Annotated in this window: 8 protein-coding genes; 4 read left to right on the forward strand and 4 right to left on the reverse strand. The window is 44.8% G+C overall.

Features of this window, described 5'->3' with window-relative positions:
* Positions 1-151: 151 nt before the first annotated feature.
* From QZ147_RS06840 to QZ147_RS06850, 3 genes are read left to right on the forward strand one after another with little or no spacing between them, the layout of a single operon-like run.
* Positions 152-1,030, forward strand: coding sequence for a J domain-containing protein (locus tag QZ147_RS06840; RefSeq protein WP_295148557.1), 879 nt, complete (start codon positions 152-154; stop codon positions 1,028-1,030).
* A 1-nt stretch (position 1,031) separates the two neighbouring features.
* Positions 1,032-1,406: a helix-turn-helix transcriptional regulator gene (locus QZ147_RS06845; RefSeq protein WP_295148560.1), complete on the forward strand. Its 375-nt coding sequence runs from the start codon at positions 1,032-1,034 to the stop codon at positions 1,404-1,406.
* Positions 1,407-3,044: a cation:proton antiporter gene (locus tag QZ147_RS06850; protein WP_295148563.1), complete on the forward strand. Its 1,638-nt coding sequence runs from the start codon at positions 1,407-1,409 to the stop codon at positions 3,042-3,044.
* Between the two features lie 217 nt (positions 3,045-3,261).
* On the opposite strand, the gene QZ147_RS06855 is transcribed toward QZ147_RS06850, so the two are convergent.
* Both QZ147_RS06855 and secA read right to left on the reverse strand, forming a co-directional pair.
* Positions 3,262-4,461 (reverse strand): ABC transporter permease, encoded by a 1,200-nt coding sequence (locus tag QZ147_RS06855; protein WP_295148565.1) that lies wholly within the window; start codon positions 4,459-4,461, stop codon positions 3,262-3,264.
* Between the two features lie 229 nt (positions 4,462-4,690).
* Positions 4,691-7,297: a preprotein translocase subunit SecA gene (gene secA, locus QZ147_RS06860; RefSeq protein WP_295148568.1), complete on the reverse strand. Its 2,607-nt coding sequence runs from the start codon at positions 7,295-7,297 to the stop codon at positions 4,691-4,693.
* Between the two features lie 93 nt (positions 7,298-7,390).
* Here secA and lolA point away from each other — a divergent pair, with 93 nt between their 5' ends.
* Positions 7,391-7,903, forward strand: a complete 513-nt coding sequence (lolA, locus tag QZ147_RS06865) for a LolA-like outer membrane lipoprotein chaperone (RefSeq protein WP_295148571.1) — start codon at positions 7,391-7,393, stop codon at positions 7,901-7,903.
* Positions 7,904-8,060: 157 nt separating this feature from the next.
* Here lolA and QZ147_RS06870 read toward each other — a convergent pair whose 3' ends face one another.
* The gene (locus QZ147_RS06870; RefSeq protein ID WP_295148576.1) at positions 8,061-8,579 is read right to left on the reverse strand and encodes a hypothetical protein; all 519 of its coding nucleotides are present in this window, start codon (positions 8,577-8,579) and stop codon (positions 8,061-8,063) included.
* Positions 8,579-8,973, reverse strand: a 395-nt coding sequence (locus tag QZ147_RS06875) for a helicase C-terminal domain-containing protein (RefSeq protein ID WP_295148574.1), incomplete at its 5' end; no start/stop codon positions are given. The genes QZ147_RS06875 and QZ147_RS06870, both read right to left, overlap by 1 nt.

Raw genomic sequence — 8,973 nt, forward strand, 5'->3', positions numbered from 1 at the left:
ATTTAAAAGTCGTGCGGATTATAAACCCGTCTTGACAATAAAAATTTAATATTTGTTTTAACTAGCGTAAACGGTAAAATTTTATAAAACTTGATTGACATAGGCTAAACTTTTATGCTAGAATACGTATCAAAAAATTAAAGGATTTTTAATGAGCGAAAGTTTGTACGAAACCTTAGGCGTAGCAAAAGGCGCGAGCGGAGACGAGATCAAAAAAGCTTACAGAAGGCTAGCTAGAAAATATCACCCGGATATTAATAAAGACCCCGGCGCAGAGGAGAAATTTAAAGAAATAAACGCAGCTTACGAAATTTTAAGCGACGATAAAAAACGCGCGCAATACGATCAATACGGCGACTCGATGTTCGGAGGGCAAAATTTTCACGATTTTGCGAGAGGCTCCGCCGATATGGGCGACTTAAACGATATTTTACGCAATATTTTTTCTGGCGGATTCGGCGGCGGAAGTAGATTTAGCGGCGGATTTAGCGGATTCGGCGGCGAGGGGTTTAGCGGATTTGGCGGTATAGATTTAGACGTAAACGCCAAGGTTACGATACCTTTTGAAGTAGCCGTAATCGGCGGCGAGCACCGTATAAATTTAAACGGAGAAAGCCTAAAAATCAAAATTCCCGGCGGCATAAACGACGGCGAAAAGCTTCGCATAAAAGGCAAAGGAAAGAGCGCCGGCGGACAAAGAGGCGATCTAATACTCTCCGTTAGCGTGGCGCCTAGCGACGAATACGAGCGCGACGGGGACGATTTATATAAAGACGTAGAAATCCCGCTAAAAACGATGATGTTCGGCGGAAAAGTCGAAATTTCTACGCTTAAAAAGAACGTAACGATCAAAATTTCAGCAAATTCTAAAACAGGCACCAAAATCCGCCTAAAAGGCTACGGCGCGCAAAATAGAAAAACGGGAATTTTCGGAGATTTATACCTAAAAGCGCGGGTAAAACTACCCGACGTCGGCGCGCTGGATCCCAAATTCGTCGAAGAATTAAAGCAAAATTTACCGGAGAACTGATATGAAAAATTACGAAGAACCGCTTTTTTTAATTAGCGTCGTAGCTAAAATTTTAAGCATCCACCCCCAGACCCTGCGCCAATACGAGCGCGAAGGGCTAGTCGAGCCGTCCCGCACGGACGGGCGCATGAGGCTGTATTCGCAAAAAGACGTAGACCGCGTTAAGATGATCTTGCGCCTAACGCGAGATCTCGGCGTAAATTTAGCAGGCGTGGACGTCATTTTGCAGCTTAAAGAAAAAATGGACGAATTTGAGAGCACGATAGAAGAGCTTCGAGCGCGCTTAGACGCTTCCCAAAGCGACGCTCCTAGCTCTAAAAAGTCGCTAGTCAAGCGCGAAAATAGCTTTGATCTAATCTTTTACGAGAAAAAATAAATGGAAGAAATTTTACTAGCATTTTTACTAACCGCGGCTACGGCCATCGTTTTAAACGTAATTTTTGAGAAATTCGGCATACCGACGATTATCGGCTACATCATTACCGGTACCGTCGCCAGCGAACTTTTCGAGTTTAAAAGCAATGAAGAAATTTTACACATCGCGGAATTCGGCATCGTATTTTTGATGTTTACGATCGGTCTGGAATTTAGCTTCAAGCACCTCATGACTATGAAAAAAGAGGTATTTTTAAACGGCTCGCTGCAAGTTTGTATATCCGGATTTCTCATATCGCTCGCGCTTTTTTACCTACTCGGTACGAACGAAAAAAGCTCGCTTATCGCCGGTCTCGCGCTTGCTTTAAGCTCAACCGCGATCGTACTTAAAACGCTAAACGACAGCGGAAATATAACGCAAATTTTCGGACGCAAGGCGCTTGGAATTTTGCTCTTTCAAGATATCGCCGTAATTCCTATCTTGCTGATGATAGATATTTTTAGCTCGGCGCAAAGCTCGATAAACGAGCTTTTAATGAGAACGATTTTTAGCGCGGCTATTCTTATTTTCGTACTTTATTTAATCGGGAAATACGTCATCAACTGGATATTTTACAAAGTCGTGCAAACCAATTCGCAAGAAATTTTCATCTCCATGATTTTGCTTTTAGTTATCGGAGCTAGCGACCTGGCGCACGAATTCGGCTTTTCGTATTCGCTAGGCGCGTTTTTAGCGGGTATGATAATGGCCGAGACGCAGTATAAACATCAGATCGAAGCGGACCTGATCCCGTTTCGCGACTTGCTTTTGGGTCTGTTTTTCATCACGGTCGGAATGCAGATAAATTTCTCGCTCGTTTTTGAAAATATATTAATCATCGCGGCTTTGGTCGTCGGAGTTATGGCGATTAAGGCGGTCGTGGTTTTTGGAATTTTAAGCGCTTATTTAAAGCGCCGCGTGGCGGCGAAAACGGCGCTAAGCATTTGTCAGATCGGCGAATTCGCGCTGGCGGTATTCGGACTAATGAACACGCGCGGGCTACTTGACGCCAATACGGCTCAAATTTTTATCGCAGTCGCGGTAATTTCGATGTTTACGACGCCTTTTATACTTAAAAATTTAAATCGCTTAGCCGATTTTATCGAGCAAGAGGTCGCCGTAGAGCCTAATAATATGATAAAACCGCAAAAGATCAAGGATCATATCGTAATCTTCGGCTACGGCAGGCTAGGTCAAGAGGTCGTCTTACGCCTAAAAGAGCAAAAAATGCTCTATCTCGTGCTTGAAAGCGACATTAGCCTAGTAGAGCTCGGTCGCAGTCGCGGCGAGAACGTGTTTTTAGGCAACGTTTTACAAAAGCAAACCTTTGAAAACGCCTGCATCGATACGGCTGCGGCGGTCATTATAACCGTCTCAAACGAACAACGCTTAGAGCTAATCGCAAAAAGCATCAAAGACTACGGCGCCAACATTCAAACGATTATCCGTTTTAGCGGACGCGACGAGAAAAAGCTATTCCATGATTTGGGGCAGAATTTCCATCTAGTCAGCGAGGAACGATCGGTAGCCAGGATGCTCGTGCACGAGGCCCTTCAATGCAAAATCGATAAAGACGTCGGCAGGACGATAAAAATTTAACGATAAAATTTAGCTGTTCGCTTTCGCTTGTAAAATTTCCAAATTTTACAAAAGTAGGCGGTAAATTTTAAATTAAGAAAGCGATACGCCGAATTTCGCCTAAATTTATTCGGTATGGCGTCCCCGCCAGGCGGGGCTAGAATTTGGGCGACGCGCGAAGCCGTAATCTAGCGGTTAGCACGAATAAGGAGAGGTAAATTCTTGAAATTAGGCGCTCCTATTCGTTTCTAAGCGTCTGCAATACGTCTATTTGCGTCGCTTTTTTAGCCGGATAAAAGGACGATAGCGCGACGATTATCACCGCACCCGCCACAATCATGGCAAAATCGCTAAACGAAAGCTCCATCGGTAGTTTGCTACTGCCGTAAACATCTGCCGGTAGGTCGATAATATTAAAATTACCCAGTAGCCACACGCCAAAAAGCCCCAGCGCCAGCCCGAATATAATACCGCCGCCGCCGATCACCGCGCCTTGATAAAAAAAGCTACGTTTTATCTCGCTCTTACTAGCTCCCAGCGCGAGCAAAAGCGCTATTTCCTGACGGCGATTCATCACGGTCATTAAAAGCGAGCTTACGATATTTAGCGACGCGACTAAGATTATTAGCATTAGCACGATAAAAAGCGCGCGTTTTTCAAGCGCCAACGCGCTAAAAAAGTTGCCGTTTTGTTGCCACCAGCCTATCGCCTTAAATCCGAGCGGTAAGGCGTCCTGTACGCGCTTAATATCCGCAAACGGCGTATTTGAAAATACGTGTATGCCGTCATACGTGCCGTCCTCGTATTCTAAAATTTTACGCAGCGCCGCCACGCTCGTATACGAATAGCTTTTGTCGTAGGCGATTAGCCCCGACGTAAAATCGGCCGCGACGTCGAAGCGCTTCATTTTAGGGATTAGCGCAAATCCGCTAGGATCGGCTTTGGTAAATATTACGGTGAGTTTTTCGCCACGCTTGGCGCCGAACGCGCTAGCTATGCCGCTGCCGACTAAAATTTCGTAACCGCTTAATTCTTTGTCTTTAAGCCCTTGCGCGACGACGGAATTTATCGGTTTTTCGTCGGCGGAATTTACGCCGAAAAGCAGCCCGCCTTCAAGCGAATTGGCGCCGCGATAAATCACCTGCGCGCTGATATAAGGGCTAAATTTTAGATCGGGCAAATTCGCTTGCAGCTCGCTTACCAGCGCGTCGTTAATTTCTCCCTTAAACGCCGTTATGACCGTTATAGGATAGTTCATCGTAAAAAGTTTGCGCTCGAATTCCTTATCAAAACCGTTCATTATCGCCATCGCGACGATTAGCACGGTAAGTCCTATGCTAACGCCTAAAAACGCGAGTACGGCGCTAAGCGTGATAAAAGGCTGCGAGCGGTCGAAACGCAGGTATTTAAAAAGTAGGTATTTAGGTAGGCTAGTCATTAAATTCCTTTAAAATTTGAGCGACAAGGTAAAATTTCGGCGAAATTTAGAGCAAAATTTAGCCGAAATTTAAGGCGAAATTCGGCTTAAAATTTGCTATAAAATTTACGGTTTTCAAGACAAAACGCTTTTTGCTATACGGCGCAAATTTAAAATTTAAGCACAAGCTAGGCGCGCGGTCTACCGGATTAAATAATTAGGCAAAAATAGCAAAAAAGACGAGTCTGGATTAAGCCAAAAGACCTTTTTTCGGCCCGCTCTTGCCGCAGCAGTCCTTATATTTCTTCCCGCTTCCGCACGGGCACGGCGCATTGCGCGGCACTTTCTTTTCGCGCCCCGTATCATCCGTTTCGCCGCCGCTAAAATTTAGCCGCTCGTCTTGCTCTCGCTGCATCTGCTCTCGTAGCGCCACAGCCTGAGCCTCTTCTTCTTCGCGGCTTCGTAGGCGCACTAATTGAAGCATTTTTACGCTCTCACTTTTTAGGCGCGCGACTAGCTCCATAAATAGATTGTAGCTCTCTTTTTTATACTCCGTTAGCGGGTCTTTTTGGTTATATCCGCGCAAGCTAATACCTGTTTTTAGTATATCCATTTGATACAAATGCTCTCTCCATGCGCCGTCTAGTACTTGCAAGTAAAGCACTTTTTCGATTTCGCGCTTTTGAGCCTGATCCAGCACGCTCATCTTTTCGTCGTAGCGCTGTGTTAAAATTTCGCTTAGCCGCTCTAAAATTTCGCCGTATTCCAGCCCTTTTAGCTCGCTCTCGTCGATCTCCTCGCCGCAGTCGTTTAGTACCAAAGCGCATAAATTTTTAATGTCGTAATCGTCTTTTAGTCCGCCGTGGAAAATTTCGGCCATATCGAGCAACTGTGCAACGTATTCGCGGCGATTTTGCGCGATCTTCTCGCTCATATCGTATTCTTTATCCAGTAGTTCGTCGCGGTATTTGTAGATCGTTTTTCGTTGTTCGTTCGCAACGTCGTCGTATTCTAGTAGGTGCTTTCTAGCCTCAAAATGCAAGCTCTCTACCTTTTTTTGAGCGTTTTCGACCGCACGCGTTACTAGCTTGCTTTCTATACTCTCGCCCTCGTCGATGCCTAGCCTATCCATTATCGCTTTTATGCGGTCGGCGCCGAAAATTCTAAGCAGATTATCTTCTAAACTTAAATAAAATCTGCTCATCCCAGGATCGCCCTGGCGTCCGGCTCGTCCGCGCAACTGATTATCTATCCTACGACTCTCGTGGCGCTCGGTACCGATAATGTAAAGTCCGCCCAGCGCCCTAACCTCGTCGTCTATGCGAATATCCACGCCGCGGCCCGCCATATTAGTAGCGATCGTTACCGCCCCTTTCGCACCCGCTTGCGCTATAATTTCGGCCTCTTTTTCGTGGTTTTTGGCGTTTAGTACGGAGTGCGCGATTTTAGCTTTTACGAGCAGCTCGTGCAAGGCTTCGCTGCGCTCGATAGATGCCGTACCCACGAGTACGGGCTGCCCTTTTTCGTTTGCTTTTTTAATTTCGTCGATGACGGCTTTAAATTTTTCCGCTTGCGTTTTATAAATCAAGTCGTTCGCATCCACCCTTTTAATCGGTAAATTCGTAGGGATAGAGATAACGTCGAGCTTGTAAATTTGCGAAAATTCAGTAGCCTCGGTTTGAGCCGTACCGGTCATGCCCGCAAGTTTATTATACATCCTAAAATAGTTTTGATACGTCGTATCCGCCAGCGTTTGGCTCTCTTCTTGAATTTTTACTTTTTCCTTAGCTTCTAGCGCCTGATGAAGCCCCTCGCTAAATCTCCTGCCCTCGCTAAGGCGTCCCGTAAATTCGTCCACGATCACGACTTGCCCGTCGCGAACTACGTAATGCACGTCCTTTTCGAAGAGATTATGCGCCTTTAAGGCTTGATCTAAATGGTGGCTTAAAATCGCGTTGTTTAAATCGTATAAATTTTCTACGCCGAAAAGCTTTTCGGCTTTGCTAATACCTGCTTCCGTGATTAATATCGTACGGTTTTTCTCGTCTACGACGAAATCTCCCGTCGCCTTACTGCCGGGCACGCTAGGATCGGCGGGTTCGCCGCGCGTTAGCTGTCTTGCGACCTCGTCGGCTTTGATATAGCCGTCTAGCGTGCGATTGGTAGGCCCTGAAATAATCAGCGGCGTTCTAGCTTCGTCGATTAAAATACTATCGACCTCGTCCACGATTACGAAATTATGCTTTCGCTGGACTTTATCTTTGGCGTCGAATTTCATATTGTCGCGCAGATAGTCAAAGCCGAATTCGCTATTGGTGCCGTAGGTGATGTCGGCGTTATAAGCCGCCTGGCGCACGCTATCGTCGTAGCCGCCGCTAAGCACGACATCCACGCTAAGCCCTAAAAAATTATACAGCTCGCCCATTTGCGTCGCGTCGCGTTTGGCTAGGTAGTCGTTTACGGTTACGACGTGCACGCCCTCTCCGCTCATCGCGTTTAGCACCACGGGCAACGTAGCTACCAGCGTTTTGCCTTCGCCCGTTTTCATCTCGGCTATTTTACCCTCGTGAAGCACCATACCGCCGATTAATTGCACGTCGAAATGGCGCATTTTTAGCGTTCGCTTGCTGGCTTCTCGCACGATAGCAAACACGTCGTTTAACGCGCCGTCAAGGCTTAAATTTTGCTGCCTAACCTGCGTTTTTAACGCTTCAAACGCCGCTTTTAACTCGTCGTCGCTCATCGGTTCGTATTTGGCTTCTAGCGCGTTAATCTCCTGCACGCGCTTGACGTATTTTTTAATCTCTCTATCGTTTTTCGTTCCAAAAATCGCTTTAAATATCGCTGAAATCATCATTTTCCTTACGTATAAATTTAAACTGGCGATTGTAGCATACTTTTAGCTATTATTTAATTAAAGCGAGTAAAATTGCGCGAAAAAGGACGCAAAATGAAAAAAATTTTATTAACCATATCCCTAACCGTCGGCTGTTTTGCGGCGGGACTTAGCTTTAAGAGCTTGCAAAGCGATTTTACGCAAGTCGTAAATAGCGAAGGCAAAAGCATAAGCTATCAAGGTAGATTTTACGCAAATAGCGATAATACCGCGCTTTGGATATACGAAAGTCCGACGCCTAAACGTATATATTTTAGCACCGAGCGCGTAGTCGTAATAGAAGACGAGCTAGAACAAGCGGTGATTTCGCGCCTAGACGATACGCCGAATTTAACGCAAATTTTAGCCGCCGCCAAGCAAATAGAACCCGCGCTTTACAAGGCCGATTACGACGGCGTGGATTATCTAATCGCCATGAAAAACGGACTTCCTTTAAATATCGACTATAAAGATAAACTCGGCAATAAAATTAAAATCACGCTTAAAAATCCGGTTAAAGACGCAACGATATCAAAAGAGACGCTAACGCCAGTAATACCGCAAGGATACGACATAATCAATCAGTAATATTAGGCGCGGTCTTTATTTGCGCTTCGGAAGTATCGTTAAGCTAGACTAAGCGGCTTAAAATTTTGAGGCAAGAGTTGCCGTGCGAGTAACAACCGAACAAAATTTTAAGACAACGACGCGCAGCAAAAGGAGAACGCGCAAAAGATAACGCTTTTTATTCGTTAAATTCTTTTATGCTATTAAGATCTATGGGCTTTTGATTTAGCGAATTTAGATCGGGATTTAAAATTATTTCATTATTTTTAGATTTTTTCTCGTTTGATTTTACGCTCAAAGTATCATCGGGAGTTTCGTTTTTAAGCGCCCTAACTGCTTTTAAAATTTCGCTAAGTTCTAAATTGTTTATAGTCTTTATATTTAAAATCAGTACGTCGTCGATATCTAATCCATGCTTTTTGGCGGCGTATTTTATGAGAGTTTCTTTAAATTTTTCCTTACCCATCGACGTTAAAATATCCTCGGCGTAAAAGCTGCCGATTATCACGTTTAGCGCGTCTAAAAAATATGATTCGTTATCTTGCACGTCCCTACCGATCGCTTCTAGCGAGACGCTTATTTTTTTAGTCGCGTTAGGGCTTGATTTAGAGTATAAATCGGTTTGAAAATCGCTCACTTTTAAGACGTCCCCGTAAGCGCTCGCCGCTAAAATAAGCGCTAAAATCAGCTTTTTCATCAAAAATTCTCCCTTATATTTTCAAAAACGTTGTCCGCGTAAAATTTGCGAACTTCCTCGTCAATTTTAACCACTTTTTCTAAATACCGCCTAAAATCAAGCCCGCGGTTATATAAAATTTTAAGCCGTTCGGGGCTTATAGCGCGCGAAAGAGCCACGTAAAGCTGCCCGTTGGCAAAGATATTGTTTAAGTCGCAAACGAGCGAGTTTATGCTCATTCCTTGCGATTTATGTATCGTTAGCGCGTAAGCTAATTTAAAAGGAAACTGCGTAAAACTAGCCGTCGCGCGCTGCTCTATCTCGCCATCGTTACCGATAAATTCGCTCATTTCGAAACTATTTCTGGCTACTTCGATTATTTCGCCGTTATCTTTTTGAACTATTACGCTTGAAA

The organism is uncultured Campylobacter sp., assembly GCF_905371695.1.
In the GTDB taxonomy this organism is placed as follows: Bacteria; Campylobacterota; Campylobacteria; order Campylobacterales; family Campylobacteraceae; genus Campylobacter_A.

What these genes read in the sequence shown, in the direction of transcription:
- lolA (WP_295148571.1), top strand. Translation starts at nt 7,391, where the DNA reads ATGAAAAAAATTTTATTAACCATATCCCTAACCGTCGGCTGTTTTGCG.
- QZ147_RS06855 (WP_295148565.1), bottom strand. Translation starts at nt 4,461, where the DNA reads ATGACTAGCCTACCTAAATACCTACTTTTTAAATACCTGCGTTTCGAC.
- QZ147_RS06870 (WP_295148576.1), bottom strand. Translation starts at nt 8,579, where the DNA reads ATGAAAAAGCTGATTTTAGCGCTTATTTTAGCGGCGAGCGCTTACGGG.
- QZ147_RS06845 (WP_295148560.1), top strand. Translation starts at nt 1,032, where the DNA reads ATGAAAAATTACGAAGAACCGCTTTTTTTAATTAGCGTCGTAGCTAAA.
- secA (WP_295148568.1), bottom strand. Translation starts at nt 7,297, where the DNA reads ATGATGATTTCAGCGATATTTAAAGCGATTTTTGGAACGAAAAACGAT.
- QZ147_RS06840 (WP_295148557.1), top strand. Translation starts at nt 152, where the DNA reads ATGAGCGAAAGTTTGTACGAAACCTTAGGCGTAGCAAAAGGCGCGAGC.
- QZ147_RS06850 (WP_295148563.1), top strand. Translation starts at nt 1,407, where the DNA reads ATGGAAGAAATTTTACTAGCATTTTTACTAACCGCGGCTACGGCCATC.